The following is a 14469-nucleotide window of genomic DNA, read 5'->3' as shown; positions in this document are numbered from 1 at the left end:
GCGAAGGTCATGGCGCAAAACAGCGCGTTATCAACGCTGAAAGATCTGGCTGAAAAAGAAGTTGATGATGCCGCATTGCAGCTTGGCGCAATGCGACGCGGGTGCCAGCAGGCTCAAGAACAGTTGAAGATGTTAATCGACTATCAGCATGAATATCGCACCAACCTCAATACCGATATGACACAGGGCATTGGAAGCCAGCGCTGGATTAACTATCAGCAGTTTATCCAGACGCTGGAGAAGGCGATAGATCAGCATCGCCAGCAGCTACACCAGTGGACCCAGAAAGTCGATACCGCGCTGAATTTCTGGCGCGAGAAGAAGCAGCGACTGCAGGCCTGGCAGACCTTACAGGACCGACAGATTGCGGCAACGACCCTGGCGGAAAACCGCCTGGATCAGAAAAAAATGGATGAGTTTGCCCAGCGCGCATCAATGAGGAAACCGGAATGATCACACTGCAACAACTGCTGATGAGCGACAGCGACCTGTCAGGCGGTACGCAGACAGGAAAAGGCACCGACGGTGCACAGGACTTTCTCGCGCTGCTCGCGGGCGCCCTGTCGGACGCGACGGGCAAGGGCAACGATGCGCCCCTGACGCTGGCTGACCTGAAAGCCGCCGGCAGCAAGCTGTCCCACGTTGCTCAGGACGCCAAAGGGGATACCACCCTGCAGGCCAAAATTGCCGACCTGCTCTCGCGTCAAACTGCGCTGAATGGCGATGAAACGTCGCCCGTTACGTCGCTTGATACGCTGGTAACCGGGCTGGTGCCGCTGTCAAAGGGTGATGCCCTGAAAACGCTTAATGCGGTCAACAACAAAGATGACGGCAAAAGCGAGCTGAGCGAAGAGGAGCTGGCCGGGTTAAGCGCGCTGATGGCCATGCTGCCGCACCAGCAGACCAGCACCTCACGTGCGGCAGGCAGTGACGGTGTGCCCGCCACCGCAACGCTGAGTTCAGCGGCGCTGACGCAAAACGGCGCGGGCCAGCCGTCCCTGAACGCGCTTCCGGGAAGCCATGATAAAGCCCAGAGTGCTGCGCCTTATCAGAGCCAGGCGAAAAACAGCGACCCGGCCCTGTCGGGTAACGCGCCGGCCACGCCGGCCGTGGCCGCAACGGCAGAGAAGCAGGAGCTTGCCAGTTCCTCCTCCTCAGCCTCACCGACGGCGACCCTGGCACCGATTATGTCCAGCCATGCGACCAGTCAGACGGCCGCCACCGTCGCCACCGCGCCGGTGTTAAGCCAGCCTCTGGGTACGCATGAATGGCAGCAGTCCCTGAGCCAGCACATCACCCTGTTCACTAAACAGGGCCAGCAGACAGCCGAGCTGCGTCTGCACCCGGAAGATCTGGGTCAGGTGCAAATTTCGCTTAAGCTGGATGATAACCAGGCGCAGCTGCAGATGGTTTCTGCGCACAGCCATGTCCGTGCGGCGCTGGAAGCCGCGCTGCCGGTCCTGCGAACCTCACTGGCGGAGAACGGCATTCAGCTTGCGCAAAGCAGCGTCAGCAGCGAGAGCTTTGCCGGGCAGCAGCAGTCCTCATCCCAGCAGCAGCACCAGGCTTCGCGTTCCGGCAACACCGGCGGCTTTAATGACGAGAGCGATGAGTTACTGCCTGTCCCTGCCGCTCTGCAATCCGCCGCGCGCGGTAACAGTGCCGTAGACATCTTCGCCTAAACGCCAGAGGTAGCGTGATTATCCCCGTCTTTTCCACGCTTTGACGACAGCAGGACACGGGATAATCACCTTATTAAGCTGTACCGAAACAGGAAGCTCGTATCAGATGACTGACTCCGCTATCACCAAAAAAAGTAAGCGTTCCATCTGGATCCCGCTGCTGGTGTTGATCACGCTCGCCGCCTGCGCTACCGCGGGCTATAGTTACTGGCGTATGCAGCAGGAACCTTCGACCGCTGCGGCCGAAGCCGAACCTGCACCACCGCCGGCGCCGGTATTTTTCCCTCTGGACACCTTCACCGTGAACCTCGGTGACGCGGATCGTGTGCTGTATGTCGGTATTACGCTGCGCCTGAAGGATGAAGCCACGCGCGCGCGTCTGAATGATTATCTTCCGGAGGTGCGTAGCCGCCTTCTGCTGCTGTTCTCTCGTCAGGACGCTTCGGCGCTGGCCACCGATGTGGGTAAGCAAAAGCTGGTCGACGCCATTAAACAAACGCTGGCGACCCCGCTGGTAAACGGCCAACCTAAGCAGGAAGTCACTGACGTTCTGTATACAGCCTTCATTCTGCGGTAACGACATGGGCGACAGTATTCTTTCTCAGGCAGAAATCGATGCGCTGCTCAACGGCGACAGCGATAAAAGTGATGATCCGCAACCGGGTATTGGCGGCGATAGCGATATTCGTCCCTATGACCCGAATACCCAGCGTCGCGTGGTACGTGAACGTCTGCAGGCGCTGGAGATCATTAACGAACGTTTTGCACGTCAGTTCCGTATGGGGCTGTTTAACCTGCTGCGTCGTAGCCCGGATATTACGGTGGGTGCGATCCGCATTCAGCCGTATCACGAGTTTGCCCGCAACCTGCCGGTGCCAACCAACCTTAACCTGATTCATCTGAAGCCGCTGCGCGGCACCGGTCTGGTGGTGTTTTCGCCAAGCCTGGTGTTCATCGCGGTGGATAACCTGTTCGGCGGCGACGGGCGTTTCCCGACCAAAGTAGAAGGTCGCGAATTCACCCACACCGAACAGCGCGTCATTAACCGCATGCTGAAGCTGGCGCTGGAGTCCTACAGCGACGCGTGGAAAGCGATTAACCCGCTGGAAGTGGAGTACGTCCGTTCTGAGATGCAGGTGAAATTTACCAACATCACCACCTCCCCGAACGATATCGTCGTGAACACGCCGTTCCACGTGGAGATCGGTAACCTGACCGGCGAGTTCAACATCTGCCTGCCGTTCAGCATGATCGAACCGCTGCGCGAGCTGCTGGTTAACCCGCCGCTGGAGAACTCCCGCAACGAAGACCAGAACTGGCGTGAAAACCTGGTCCGCCAGGTCCAGCATTCGCAGCTTGAGCTGGTGGCGAGCTTCGCCGATATCCCGCTGCGGTTATCTCAGATCCTGAAATTACAACCCGGTGATGTTTTGCCGATAGAAAAACCCGACCGCATTATTGCCCATGTGGATGGTGTCCCCGTGCTGACAAGCCAGTACGGCACGATTAACGGTCAGTATGCGTTACGCGTTGAGCACTTGATCAACCCGATTTTGAATTCGCTGAATGAGGAACAGCCCAAATGAGTGACATGAACAATCCGTCCGATGAAAACAGCGGAGCACTGGACGATCTGTGGGCTGACGCGTTAAACGAGCAAAAAGCGACCCCGGCCAAAAGCGCAGCGGATGCCGTATTCCAGCAGCTCGGCGGCGGTGACGTCAGCGGCACGCTGCAGGATATCGACCTGATTATGGATATCCCGGTTAAGCTGACCGTTGAGCTGGGACGCACCCGCATGACCATTAAAGAGCTGCTGCGCCTGACGCAGGGCTCTGTAGTAGCCCTTGACGGTCTGGCCGGCGAGCCGCTGGATATCCTGATCAACGGCTATCTGATTGCTCAGGGTGAAGTGGTGGTGGTGGCCGATAAATACGGCGTACGCATCACCGACATCATTACCCCGTCTGAACGTATGCGTCGTCTGAGCCGTTAAGCATGAAAACCCAGGCAACAGTATCGCAACCTTCTGCCGTTCCCGGCTCGCCTCTGCTCCAGGTGAGCGGGGCGTTGTTCGGTATTATTGCCTTTATTCTTATCGCCGCCTGGCTGGCGAAGCGCTTTGGCCTGGCGGGGAAAACCGCCGGTGCCCGCGGGCTGAAGGTCAGCGCCAGCACCACGCTGGGGCCGCGTGAACGCGTGGTCATCGTCGAGGTGGACGATGCGCGCCTGGTCCTGGGCGTCACGGCGTCAAACATCAGCGTGTTACATAAACTGCCGCCCGCCCCTGCTGTGGTGGACGAGCGTGCAGAGGCCCCTGCGGATTTCCAGTCCGTGATGAACAGTTTGCTTAAGCGTTCCGGGAGATCCTGATGCGCCGTTTGTTATCCCTGACGCTTGCGGGCGTTGGCCTGTTTGCTCCCGCGGTCTATGCGCAACTGCCCGGTCTGGTTTCTACCCCGCTCGCGGGCGGCGGCCAAAGCTGGTCGCTTCCGGTTCAGACGCTGGTGTTCATCACCTCGCTGACGTTTATTCCGGCTATCCTGCTGATGATGACCAGCTTCACCCGCATCATCATCGTTTTTGGTCTGCTGCGAAACGCGCTCGGGACCCCTTCCGCTCCGCCAAACCAGGTTCTGCTCGGGCTGGCGCTGTTTTTGACCTTTTTCATTATGTCGCCGGTGATCGATAAGATTTACACCGACGCCTACCAGCCGTTCAGCGAAGATAAAATCTCCATGCAGGAGGCGCTGGATAAAGGCGCGCAGCCGCTGCGGGAATTTATGCTGCGCCAGACGCGTGAAGCCGATCTGGCCCTCTTTGCCCGCCTGTCCAACACCGGCGAACTGCAGGGACCGGAAGCGGTACCCATGCGTATTCTGCTGCCCGCCTATGTGACCAGCGAGCTGAAAACCGCATTCCAGATTGGCTTTACCATCTTTATTCCGTTCCTGATTATCGACCTGGTGATCGCCAGCGTCCTGATGGCGCTCGGGATGATGATGGTGCCGCCCGCGACCATCGCCCTGCCCTTTAAGATCATGCTCTTTGTGCTGGTCGACGGCTGGCAGCTGCTGGTCAGCTCGCTGGCGCAGAGTTTCTACAGTTAAGGAACGGCAATGACACCCGAATCGGTCATGATGATGGGCACGGAGGCGATGAAAATCGCGATTGCCGTTGCCGCGCCGCTGCTGCTTGTCGCGCTGGTTACCGGTCTGATTATCAGTATTCTCCAGGCCGCCACGCAGATTAACGAAATGACGCTGTCATTCATCCCGAAAATTATCGCCGTGTTCGTGGCTATTATCGTGGCCGGGCCGTGGATGCTGAACCTGCTGCTGGACTATATGCGCAACCTGTTTACCAACCTGCCGTACATCATCGGCTGACCTGACGATGCTGCACTTCACCAGCGACCAGTGGGTTCAGTGGCTCGGCGTCTATTTTTGGCCGATGCTGCGCATCATGGCGCTGATCTCTACCGCCCCCATTCTCAGCGAGAAATCGATCCCTAAGCGTGTCAAAGTGGGGCTGGGCATCATCATCTCCATTATCGTCGCACCGTCTCTTCCGCCGGTGGATATTCCGATCTTCTCGGCGAATGCGGTATGGGTGGCCCTGCAGCAGGTGATGATTGGCGTCGCCGTTGGCTTTACCATGCAGCTTGCCTTTGCCGCGGTGCGTACCGCGGGGGAACTGATTGGCCTGCAGATGGGGCTATCGTTCGCCACGTTTGTTGACCCTGGCAGTCATCTCAACATGCCCGTGCTGGCGCGCATTATCGATCTGCTCGCCATGCTGCTGTTCCTGTCGTTCAACGGCCATCTGTGGCTTATCTCCATGCTGGTGGACACGTTCCATACGCTGCCGATTGGCGAAAATCCGGTGAACAGCAATGCGTTTCTGGCGCTCACCCGCGCGGCGGGGCTGATCTTCCTCAACGGGCTGATGCTGGCGCTGCCGATCATCACCCTGCTGCTGACCGTCAACCTGGCGTTAGGTTTACTCAACCGAATGGCACCGCAGCTTTCGGTGTTTGTCATTGGTTTTCCGCTGACGCTGACGGTCGGAATTTTATTAATGTCATTACTGATGCCACTTATCGCTCCCTTCTGTGAACATTTATTCGGCGAGATATTCAACCTGTTAGCGGATATTGTCAGCGAACTGCCACGTAAATAATAGCCCGCACTGTTGTTACTGTCTTTCTGAGGATATTCCTAAAATAAAACGCGAAAAACATCTTCCAGGATATATCTGACGCGGTTTAATTGTTTCTAACCACCTCACAATACTTAATATTTACTTTACTTTAAGAAGATTCCTGGCAAATTATACGTAACTTTACGGGATAGTGAGTCCGCCTGAAAGTCTTTGTCATGCTCACAGGTTTATTATTTTTTTCCATCCCGTATGGCTGTTTTGAGCTCTCAGGCAGATGGTGAATTATCGTTACGCATTGAGTGAGGGTATGCCATGTCAACGATCATTATGGATTTATGCAGCTACACCCGGCTAGGGTTAACCGGGTACCTGGCAAGCAGAGGGGTAAGAAAGAGAGACATCAACGATGCACACACCGTTGACGAACTCGCAGCCGCTTGTGACGAACTAAAACCAGGCGTGGTGTTTATTAATGAGGACTGTTTCATTCACGATCCAGCCAACAGTCAGCACATTAAGCAAATCATTAATCAGCATCCAAAAACCCTGTTTATTGTTTTTATGGCGATCGCGAATATCCATTTCGATGAGTATTTGTTGGTCCGTAAAAATTTATTGATCAGTTCTAAATCGATTAAACCCGAGTCGCTGGATGACATTTTGGGTGATTATTTGAATAAAGAAGTTAAAAATGTAGGAGCGGTTAACTTACCCACCCTATCATTAAGCAGGACTGAATCAAGTATGCTGCGAATGTGGATGGCGGGACAAGGAACTATTCAGATCTCCGACCAGATGAATATTAAAGCGAAAACCGTTTCATCACACAAAGGAAATATTAAACGGAAAATTAAAACGCATAATAAGCAAGTGATCTACCACGTGGTACGCCTGACCGATAATGTGACGAACGGGATTTTCGTCAACATGCGTTAGTCGCTTAAGAAAAGACCCTGTGCACCCTACCTTTGATCTCTGGCCTGGCCAGAGATTTTTGCTTTTACAGCGGGTGTCGGGCACGCAATGTGCTACCCGACGCCGTGCTAGTCTGCTTTCTCTACAAAAATCCCGTCCGGATGCCCCAGTTCGTTAAAAAACCAAATGCCGAGCGGGTAGTCTTCCAGTGATACCAGGTACATTGTACCTTCGCTAAACTCTTCAATTGCCAGCACCACACCCGGGCGGCGCGGCCCACCGTCCGTTTTAACGGTTACCCGATCGTTGACCTTCATACATTCCTCCTCTGGTTTTGAGCCAGTGTAGAACAAAACGCAAAAACGCACATCGCCGCCCGGCGTGAATGGCGTTTTTATGCACAGGCTATACTTATCCCTAGACACGTTTGCAGGTTGATAGAGGAGTCCCGCAATGAAGACCGATAAAGAGTACAGCGATACCATCAAGCGCGAAGTCGAGGTGGATGTCGATGCCCTGCTGGCCGCCATCAATGAGATCAGTGAGTCAGAAGTCCGCCGCTCGGACGACAATTCGGACCGCGTCATTGTCAACGGAAGGGATTATCACACCTATCGCGAGCTGGCCGAGGCCTTCGAGCTCGATATTCACGACTTTAGCGTGTCGGAAGCCAATCGTTAGGGCGAAAAAAATCCCGGTCATGGGGATGACCGGGATCAAAACTTGCTTATGCAAGAAGCACTTGAAAATTCGTTACACCAGGAAATCTGATGTACATGCCACACTATCCCCAACGAATTTGTCTGACAAGCATATATTCTTAGGATGAATATAATATTTTTAACATAATGCTTTTGGTTATGAGCAATAACATACGCCGAATGCGGGTTTTCCAGGGAATACTCTCATTTCTCCGGTTAACAATCCGGATATTTTTTAGGAATTTTCTTAGAACGAAACGCATCCGTCACCGGGAGTCACTATGCCTTCACTGCGGGATACCTTGCTGATTTTTTCCGACCTGGATGGCTCGTTGCTGGATATTCATACCTATGACTGGCAACCCGCCATGCCCTGGCTGGACAGGCTGCAGGATAACCAGATTCCGATCATTCTCTGCAGCAGCAAAACCGCGGCAGAGATGCTGGATATTCAGCAGGATCTGGGGCTGGAAGGCCTGCCGTTTATTGCCGAGAACGGCGCGGTGATTCAGCCTGACGTGCGCTGGGACACTATCCAGCGTCAGATTACAGGGATGACGCACCGGGATATTCGTCCGCGGATCGAGCAGATTCGCCTGCAGACGGGCTTTAAATTCACCACCTTTGACGATGTGGATGAGCACGTTATTAGCGAGTGGACCGGACTGACGCGCTACCGTTCGATGCTTGCCCGCAAGCACGAAGCCTCCGTCACGCTGATCTGGCGCGATACCGACGAGAACTTGCTTCAGTTTGAAGAGGAACTGGCGCACAGCGGCCTGCAATGCCTGCAGGGGGCGCGCTTCTGGCATATTCTGGACGCTCGCTGCGGTAAAGACGTGGCGGTTAACTGGCTGATTGAACGGTATCGCGAGCAGGAAGACATTGAACCCACCACGCTAGGGCTCGGCGACGGTCCCAACGATGCGCCGCTGCTCGACAGCATGGACTTCGCGGTGGTGATCAAGGGGATTAACCGCCAGGGCATCACGCTACGGGACGATAACCCCGCGCGGGTCTATCACACCCAACAGCCCGGGCCTGCGGGCTGGCAGGAGGGGCTGGATCATTTCCTGTCCTGATCCCGCCACACAACCCGGTTACGCCCGCTCTGCTTGGCCTGATACAGCCGGGCGTCCGCCCCGGACTGCAGCTGTTCAAAATCGTAATTGCACGTTTCATCCGCGCTGCTGACGCCCAGTGACGCGCTGATGCGCAGGGTTGTGCTCTTCTTCACCAGGATCTCCTTACTGTTGATTCGGCAACGAATGCGTTCGGCGACGCCTCTCGCCTCCTCCAGACCAAGACCGGGAAGGACCACACAAAACTCTTCGCCACCGACGCGTCCGGCCACGTCATTCTTGCGTAACGCGCTGGCAATCACGCCTGCCGTATGGGAAAGCACCTTATCACCGGCCTGATGGCCGAAACGGTCGTTGATGTTTTTAAAATAGTCGAGATCGATCTGAATCACCGAGAACGGCAGAGACTGCTGACGACAGGTTTCCGCCAGCAATTTTGCTCGATCGAACAGCGCGCCGCGATTATTCAATCGGGTCAGCGGATCGTGCCAGGCCTGCCACTGTAGCGAGTGCTGAAGCGTATACATGTTACTCACCATCCGACGGATCACCAGCCACGAGATCAACAGCATGGCGGTAAAGAGCGCCCACAGCAGCGCCAGCACAATGCTGATACTGCCGAAGTCGTCCTGCACCCCTTCGTGCAGGGTGTGGATCCGCAGGACGACGCCATCGAAATGATCGAGCCGCTCCCAGGTGATAAACCGGCTCCCGAGGCGGATACCGCCGCCGGTATCATGCTCAATCGCCTGGGCAATCTGCGCCGTTTCGCGTTCGTCAAACTGGTTAACCGGACTTCCCGCGTGGGCCGAGGTGGCAATCATATTAAGCCGGGTATCGTACAGCTGATACTCCCCCTCCGTCCGGTCTTCCGTCGCGTCGGTCAGCAAACGCTGCATCGTGTCTAATGTAAAATCCATCGCCACGACGCCGTACCAGTAATGATCGAAATAGATGGGAACGCTGGCGGTGATCGTGCGTTCATCCCCGGTCCAGGATGAAGGCGTGGAGATAAACCAGCGCACGGCGCGGGCGCGGTTGTTACGCTCTGACTGCTGGGTAAACCAGGACTGCGTGACCAGATTATAATAGCGGGCGGTAATATCACCCGCCCGATCCGGCGTATCCGTGGAAAGGAAAAATCCGGCGCGGGAGACGTAGATCACCCGCGCTTCCGTTTGCGCTCTCGATGACGCCAGCCTGAGCAGATACCCCACTTCGAGCGCGGCAGAAATTTCATGACTGATGCGCTCAGCGTCCCGATTCAGAAGCGTGGTTTTATCCACGAACGCATCCGAGACCCCGTTGATGGGAAGGGTGCGCTTTTTATCAACGGCGAGCTGCCAGGTGGGGAGCATGCGGACGGTGTTAAAGCGTGACACCGCGTCCTGTAGGACATCAAAGGCCAGCGGCGTCTCGATTGCATCATGCATGCCCTGGCGGAATAACAGCATCCTGTCGACGCTGTTCTGTAACTGCCTGTCCAGCGAACTGGCCACCGTATCCAGATGATTGCGCTGGCTGGAGATGTACGCCTCTTCCAGCACCACCACCTCACGCCAGGTCAGGAGCGTGGAAAACACCAGAACGATCAGAAAACAGAGATTAACAATCCGCCCCGGATTGCTACGCTTATGCAGCCATTGCAAAAAAGTTTGTCTTACAACAAAGGTATCGCGCTGCACACACACTCCCTGATTACTGCTCTATACCCGAAACCTGAGATAAAAACGCCCGGCAAAGCCGGGCGTTATGTGATTAAGCCTTGTCCCGTTTGTGCTGCCCGTCCCCCGGCTGAAGCTCATCTTCACGGAATGCTTCCCGCTTGATGCTATAGCCATCGTGCCACCGGCATTCCACCATTCCGCTGGAATACCCGGTGACGATCATACGTGGGCCGCCCTTTTTAGGCTTAACTTCATCACTGACCAAAAAGACCATACCTGCCTCCTGTATCAGGGTGAAACTGTTTCAATTTAGACGAGGAATGGTCTTTTTGCATCCTGCCGACGGTAACAATTAGTGCGACGTGCCGCGAATTTTCTCAACCAGCTTCACCGCCGCAACGACGATAGCGCCAATGATAAAGCCCAGCACCAGGTTCAGCAGCGTGGGCAGAATCGCCGCGATAACGGCCCCCTGCGTGGAGGAGAAATGTTCGATGGCATGGTGCAGCGGCGCAATGCCGTGAACCACAATTCCGCCGCCTACGAGGAACATCGCCAGCGTTCCCACCACCGACAAGCTCTTCATCAGCCAGGGCGCCAGCACCAGCAGGCTTTTGCCGATGCCTCTTGCCACCGCGCTCGACTTTTCTTCCAGCCAGTAGCCAATATCGTCCAGCTTGACGATCAGTCCCACCAGACCGTACACGCCCACGGTGACCAGAATCGCGATGCCGGAGAGGATCAGGACCTGATTCAGGAGCGGCGCGTCAGAGACAATGCCCAGCGTAATCGCGACGATTTCTGCAGACAGAATAAAGTCGGTACGAATGGCGCCTTTGACCTTATCGCGCTCGAAGGTTTTCGGATCCTGCGCGGCCAGCGCTTCAAGACGCTGCTGGCGCACCTCCGGCGTATCGCTCTGCTTGCGCGCGCTAAAGGAGTGCAGCACCTTCTCCACGCCCTCGAAGCAGAGAAATGCCCCACCGATCATCAGTAACGGCGTGATGGCCCAGGGGATAAAGGCGCTGATCAGCAGCGCCAGCGGCACCAGGATCACCTTATTCAGGAAGGAGCCTTTCGCCACGCCCCACACCACCGGCAGTTCACGGTTTGCCCTCACCCCACTCACCTGCTGCGCGTTAAGCGATAAATCATCGCCCAGCACGCCTGCGGTTTTCTTCGCCGCCAGTTTCCCCATCACTGAAATGTCGTCCAGTAGGGTGGCTATATCATCCAGCAATGTTAATAAGCTACTTCCTGCCAAAATCTTAATCCTTCATTTTTTGGTAATTAAGTGAATAGTATGGAGCAAAAGCGCAAACCCGGAAACAGGCACCTTACGTCAACAAAAAATTCACATCAGCTACACAATTAAAGGGCTCGCCAGCGCGATAGTTTTCGCGTTTACTATCAGCGACCTTTTTATTTCGACGTGAGAGATTATGCGTTTCCGGCAATTGCTACCGCTCATCGGGGCACTCTTTTCGCTGTACATCATCTGGGGCTCAACCTACTTTGTCATTCGCATCGGCGTGGAAAGCTGGCCGCCGCTGATGATGGCGGGTATCCGCTTCCTTTCGGCGGGTATCCTGCTGCTGGCCTTCCTGATGCTGCGCGGGCATAAGCTTCCCCCGCTGCGCCCGATGCTGAATGCCGCCCTGATCGGCCTGCTGCTGCTGGCAGTGGGGAACGGGTTTGTGACGATTGCCGAGCACCAGAACGTCCCGTCCGGGATCGCCGCCGTGGTCGTTGCCACCGTACCGCTGTTTACCCTCTGCTTCAGCCGTCTTTTCGGCATCCGCACCCGCAAGCTGGAATGGCTGGGGATTGGGATTGGGCTGGCCGGCATTGTTCTGCTCAACAGCGGCGGCAACCTGAGCGGGAATCCGTGGGGCGCGGTGATTATCCTGATCGGCTCGATGAGCTGGGCGTTCGGCTCCGTCTACGGGTCGCGTATCGAACTGCCGACCGGCATGATGGCCGGTGCGATTGAGATGCTCGCCGCGGGGATTGTCCTGCTTCTGGCCTCCACCCTGACGGGAGAAAAGCTGACCGCGCTGCCGGACCTGTCGGGCTTTCTCGCGGTAGGCTACCTGGCGCTGTTTGGCTCTATCATCGCCATTAACGCCTATATGTTCCTGATCCGCAACGTCTCCCCTGCGGTCGCCACCAGCTACGCCTACGTTAACCCGGTCGTGGCCGTGCTGCTCGGGACAGGCCTGGGAGGAGAAACGCTCTCGCTTGTGGAATGGATTGCTTTAGGGATCATCGTGTTCGCCGTCGTGCTGGTCACGCTGGGCAAATATTTGCTGCCGGCAAAACCGGTGGTCACGCCTTGTGAGGTGGAGAAACCGTAAGCAGGTGAATACCCTGCGTGTCGATCTGCGCGGTCTGGCCGCCGCCGCAGATCCACTCTTCCAGCCGTTCGCGCAGATCGGTATCGTTCAGCTTTAGTCTGCCTCTCAGCGCACACTCCCAGACGATCAGCACCCGCCAGCCCTGCGCAATAAGCATTGAGAGATCCCGTTTGTCACGCTCGACGTTTTTACCAATCTTATCCAGCCAGAAATCGGTGCGCGTCGCGGGGACTTTAAACAGGTAGCAGTCGTGGTGGTGCCAGAAACAGCCGTGGGTAAAGATGATGCACTGCCAGGCGTCGAGGACGAAATCCGGGCGCCCCGCAAGCGCGGGATCCTGCACGCGAAAGTCAAACCCTGCCTGCGTCAGCAGCGCGGCCAGGCGCTTTTCAATGGCGGTGTCACGCGTGCCGATGGCACGCATGTTTTTACTGCGCGTGGCCTTATCGTGAACGTCCGTCATTGACGGCCTCACTCTGGCGTAGCGCCACCGCCTGTCTGATGCGCGGAGCCAGCAGTTTTGCGACAGCCGCAAACGCGGGAACGACGACCGAGTTCCCAAACTGGCGGTACGCCTGGGTGTCTGAAACCGGAATGCGGAAACCGTAGCCTTGCGGCGTTTCAAAGCCCATCAACCGGGCGCATTCCCGCGGCGTTAAGCGCCGTGGGCGATGACGCTGGTTGTGCGGATCGTCGAAATCTTTTTCACCCAGCGCTTTATCCCAGCCTCTGTCGATCAGGATTTCCGCGCCGTCTTTATAGTAGCGAGCAGACAGCGTGCGGGTGACGCTGTGCGGATCGTTCGGGTTGACCATCCCAAAACCGAAGCCGTTGCCTTTCGCCTGATGCTTCTTGGCATAGCGGTAGAGGTATTTCCACAGCACCGGGGTCAGGATAAATTTCGCGTCGACGACCGGTTCCAGCAGGTCGGCCACGGTAGGACGGCGCTCGGGATACAGAGAAGGAATATCCCGCAGGGTGAAATCCCCCTTCAGATTGAGATCGCGGCGGAAGCCCACCAGCACGATACGTTCGCGATGCTGGGGCAGGAAATGTTTCCCATCAATGATTTTAGGATCGTCCGCGCCCATGTCCTCTGAATCGGCCACGTCATAACCCAGCTCATCCAGCGTTTGCATGATAATGCGGAAGGTTTTCCCGCCGTCGTGGCTTTTTAAGTTTTTGACGTTTTCCAGTACAAAAATGGCCGGACGACGGGCGTCAATAATGCGCGCCACGTCAAAAAACAGCGTTCCCTGCGTATCGCAGGCGAAACCGTGGGCGCGTCCGAGGGCATTCTTCTTGGAGACGCCGGCCAGCGAAAAAGGCTGGCACGGGAAGCCGGCCAGCAGCACGTCATGCGCGGGGATCATCTGACGAATATGCTCGGCGGCCTCCTCATCGCTCACGCCGCTTTTATGGCTCAGGGTGACATCGCGAATATCGGCGTTGAAATGATGCTCGTGCGGGTCGCAGTACCAGTTGGCCTTATAGGTCCGCACGGCGTGCTTGTTCCACTCGCTGGTAAATACGCACTGTCCGCCGATAGCTTCAAAACCGTGCCGAATACCGCCGATACCGGCAAACAGATCGATAAACCGGAAGGCATAGTTCGGGTGCGCGGCAGAAGGTCGCGGAAGCAGGTTTTGCAGATAACGAAACTCGCCTTCACTCAGGCGACGCCCTGCTCGCTCGCTGGTCAGCAGACGTTTAAGGATCGCCGGGCTCCAGTGGCTTTCGCCGTGCGCCACCAGCAGACTGGCCAGCGTTTTAGCATCATAGATATCCAACAGCTGGCGCAGTAAGGCCTGCACCGTTGCCGTTGATTTCTCAGCCTGCGCGGGCGCGGGCTCTTTCACTGCTCGATTTTCCTGCATTCTTTTAACCGGAGAGTAAAGACT

18 protein-coding genes and 1 pseudogene are annotated in these 14469 nt (G+C 56.2%); 13 read left to right on the top strand and 6 right to left on the bottom strand.

All coding sequences use genetic code 11. The features are described 5' to 3' along the window. Positions 1 to 9 precede the first annotated feature (9 nt). From fliJ to rcsA, 10 genes and pseudogenes are all read left to right on the top strand, one after another. Positions 10 to 453 carry a flagellar export protein FliJ gene (gene fliJ / locus B498_RS16175; RefSeq protein WP_008500323.1) on the top strand — a complete coding sequence of 148 codons (444 nt, stop codon included), beginning with the start codon at positions 10 to 12 and terminating at the stop codon, positions 451 to 453. After that, positions 450 to 1682: a flagellar hook length control protein FliK gene (gene fliK / locus B498_RS16180; protein WP_008500322.1), complete on the top strand. Its 1233-nt coding sequence runs from the start codon at positions 450 to 452 to the stop codon at positions 1680 to 1682. Before fliJ ends, fliK begins: the two co-directional genes overlap by 4 nt. 106 nt (positions 1683 to 1788) lie before the next feature. Then, complete coding sequence (gene fliL / locus B498_RS16185; protein ID WP_008500321.1) at positions 1789 to 2259, top strand: flagellar basal body-associated protein FliL; 471 nt, start codon at positions 1789 to 1791, stop codon at positions 2257 to 2259. Positions 2260 to 2263: 4 nt separating this feature from the next. Continuing rightward, positions 2264 to 3268, top strand: a complete 1005-nt coding sequence (gene fliM / locus B498_RS16190) for a flagellar motor switch protein FliM (RefSeq protein ID WP_008500320.1) — start codon at positions 2264 to 2266, stop codon at positions 3266 to 3268. Then, on the top strand, positions 3265 to 3678 hold the full coding sequence (gene fliN / locus B498_RS16195) for a flagellar motor switch protein FliN (RefSeq protein WP_008500318.1): 414 nt from the start codon (positions 3265 to 3267) through the stop codon (positions 3676 to 3678). Before fliM ends, fliN begins: the two co-directional genes overlap by 4 nt. A gap of 2 nt (positions 3679 to 3680) precedes the next feature. Next, positions 3681 to 4055 (top strand): flagellar biosynthetic protein FliO, encoded by a 375-nt coding sequence (gene fliO / locus B498_RS16200; RefSeq protein WP_008500317.1) that lies wholly within the window; start codon positions 3681 to 3683, stop codon positions 4053 to 4055. Then, on the top strand, positions 4055 to 4792 hold the full coding sequence (fliP, locus tag B498_RS16205; protein ID WP_008500316.1) for a flagellar type III secretion system pore protein FliP: 738 nt from the start codon (positions 4055 to 4057) through the stop codon (positions 4790 to 4792). Before fliO ends, fliP begins: the two co-directional genes overlap by 1 nt. Positions 4793 to 4801: 9 nt before the next feature. Continuing rightward, entirely contained in the window at positions 4802 to 5071 is a 270-nt protein-coding gene (gene fliQ, locus B498_RS16210; RefSeq protein WP_008500315.1) for a flagellar biosynthesis protein FliQ, read from the top strand. Positions 5072 to 5078: 7 nt separating this feature from the next. Next, positions 5079 to 5871 (top strand): annotated as a pseudogene (gene fliR, locus B498_RS16215) (flagellar biosynthetic protein FliR); the annotation flags it as partial. Positions 5872 to 6158: 287 nt separating this feature from the next. Continuing rightward, positions 6159 to 6782 carry a transcriptional regulator RcsA gene (gene rcsA / locus B498_RS16220; protein ID WP_008500313.1) on the top strand — a complete coding sequence of 208 codons (624 nt, stop codon included), beginning with the start codon at positions 6159 to 6161 and terminating at the stop codon, positions 6780 to 6782. A 107-nt stretch (positions 6783 to 6889) separates the two neighbouring features. On the opposite strand, the gene dsrB is transcribed toward rcsA, so the two are convergent. Further along, entirely contained in the window at positions 6890 to 7078 is a 189-nt protein-coding gene (gene dsrB, locus B498_RS16225; RefSeq protein ID WP_008500312.1) for a protein DsrB, read from the bottom strand. Between the two features lie 136 nt (positions 7079 to 7214). Between dsrB and yodD the strand changes: the two genes are divergently transcribed. Both yodD and B498_RS16235 read left to right on the top strand, forming a co-directional pair. Then, positions 7215 to 7442 carry a YodD family peroxide/acid resistance protein gene (gene yodD, locus B498_RS16230; protein WP_008500310.1) on the top strand — a complete coding sequence of 76 codons (228 nt, stop codon included), beginning with the start codon at positions 7215 to 7217 and terminating at the stop codon, positions 7440 to 7442. A 301-nt stretch (positions 7443 to 7743) separates the two neighbouring features. After that, a complete protein-coding gene (locus B498_RS16235; RefSeq protein ID WP_008500309.1) occupies positions 7744 to 8544 on the top strand; it encodes a mannosyl-3-phosphoglycerate phosphatase-related protein in 801 nt (266 codons plus the stop codon). Here the strand turns inward: B498_RS16235 and dgcQ are convergent. From dgcQ to B498_RS16250, 3 genes are all read right to left on the bottom strand, one after another. Further along, entirely contained in the window at positions 8529 to 10229 is a 1701-nt protein-coding gene (gene dgcQ, locus B498_RS16240) for a cellulose biosynthesis regulator diguanylate cyclase DgcQ (RefSeq protein ID WP_008500308.1), read from the bottom strand. The two genes, B498_RS16235 and dgcQ, sit on opposite strands and share 16 nt — an antisense overlap. Before the next feature lie 73 nt (positions 10230 to 10302). Beyond that, positions 10303 to 10485 (bottom strand): YodC family protein, encoded by a 183-nt coding sequence (locus tag B498_RS16245; RefSeq protein WP_008500307.1) that lies wholly within the window; start codon positions 10483 to 10485, stop codon positions 10303 to 10305. Between the two features lie 78 nt (positions 10486 to 10563). After that, the gene (locus B498_RS16250; RefSeq protein WP_008500306.1) at positions 10564 to 11475 is read right to left on the bottom strand and encodes a DUF808 domain-containing protein; all 912 of its coding nucleotides are present in this window, start codon (positions 11473 to 11475) and stop codon (positions 10564 to 10566) included. A 178-nt stretch (positions 11476 to 11653) separates the two neighbouring features. Between B498_RS16250 and yedA the strand changes: the two genes are divergently transcribed. After that, positions 11654 to 12568: a drug/metabolite exporter YedA gene (yedA, locus tag B498_RS16255; protein WP_008500305.1), complete on the top strand. Its 915-nt coding sequence runs from the start codon at positions 11654 to 11656 to the stop codon at positions 12566 to 12568. Here the strand turns inward: yedA and B498_RS16260 are convergent. Both B498_RS16260 and B498_RS16265 read right to left on the bottom strand, forming a co-directional pair. Next, the gene (locus B498_RS16260; RefSeq protein WP_008500303.1) at positions 12540 to 13031 is read right to left on the bottom strand and encodes a very short patch repair endonuclease; all 492 of its coding nucleotides are present in this window, start codon (positions 13029 to 13031) and stop codon (positions 12540 to 12542) included. The two genes, yedA and B498_RS16260, sit on opposite strands and share 29 nt — an antisense overlap. After that, positions 13012 to 14427, bottom strand: coding sequence for a DNA cytosine methyltransferase (locus B498_RS16265; protein WP_008500302.1), 1416 nt, complete (start codon positions 14425 to 14427; stop codon positions 13012 to 13014). The genes B498_RS16260 and B498_RS16265 overlap by 20 nt, the downstream gene beginning before the upstream one ends. Positions 14428 to 14469: the final 42 nt, after the last annotated feature.

Source organism: Enterobacter sp. SST3, assembly GCF_000286655.1.
In the GTDB taxonomy this organism is placed as follows: Bacteria; Pseudomonadota; Gammaproteobacteria; order Enterobacterales; family Enterobacteriaceae; genus Enterobacter; species Enterobacter roggenkampii.
This window is presented reverse-complemented; position numbering and strand designations above follow the sequence as displayed.